At 64.9% G+C, this 984-nt stretch carries 1 protein-coding gene; it reads left to right on the forward strand.

The genetic code is table 11. The features are described from left to right. Window positions 1-66: 66 nt before the first annotated feature. A complete protein-coding gene (locus MZC64_RS47480; RefSeq protein ID WP_247766275.1) occupies window positions 67-960 on the forward strand; it encodes an IS982 family transposase in 894 nt (297 codons plus the stop codon). The last annotated feature ends 24 nt before the right edge of the window (window positions 961-984 follow it).

The raw sequence follows: 984 nt of genomic DNA on the forward strand, positions 1-984 counted from the left end.
CTAGATGAGTAAGTCCTAAGTCTGGGTGGTGTCCGGAGACGGACGAAGGGTGTTCAAGATCAGTTTGTGAGGACCGACCTGAACACCCTTCTGACCGCACTCTACGTCAAGATCGATGACCACCTCGGTAAGCCCGCCCGGACTGGACGGCCACCACGACTGACCGATGCAGAGCTGCTCACTCTCGCAGTGGCCCAAGCCTTGCTCGGCATTCGCTCCGAAGCCCGCTGGCTCCGGTTCCTGCCACGTCACCTGCCCGGCGCTTTCCCCTACCTGCCCCAGCAATCCGGCTACAACAAGCGCCTGCGCAACGCCGTCCCGCTGCTCAAGCGGATCATCCGCATGCTCGCCCGCGACACCGACCTCTGGGCCGATGCCACCTGGGTGGTCGACTCCACCCCGGTCGAATGCGCCCGCTCCCGCGAAGCCGCCCGACGCTCGGAACTGGCCGGATGGGCCGGCTACGGCTACTGCTCCAGCCACTCCCGATTCTTTTGGGGCCTGCGCCTGCACCTGATCACCACCCCAGCAGGACTGCCGATCACCTGGGCACTGGCCAACCCCAAACTCGACGAACGCCAAGTCCTGATGGCCATCCTCGATCACGACCCGACTGTGCTGGCCGACCGACCTGGCCTGCTGATCCTGGCGGATAAGGGCTACCGCTCCCGCGAGCTGGACGGCTACCTCACCGAACGCGGAGTGCGGTTGTTGCGCCCCAACTACCGCAACCGCACTCCACACCCGGCCCAGCACCTGCTCAAACCATTCCGACAGCTCATCGAGTCAGTCAACGACACGCTCAAGGGCCAGCTCGACCTGGAGTTGCACGGCGGTCGCACCATCGACGGGGTCACCGCCCGCATCGCCCAGCGCATCCTGGCCATGACCGCCGCCATCTGGCACAACCGAGCCACCGGCCAGCCCGTGACCAGATCCCTGACCGCCTACGACCACTGACCGAGTTAGGACTTACTCATCTAG

Origin of the sequence: Crossiella sp. S99.2, from assembly GCF_023094165.1 — a bacterium.
GTDB lineage: Bacteria > Actinomycetota > Actinomycetes > Mycobacteriales > Pseudonocardiaceae > Crossiella.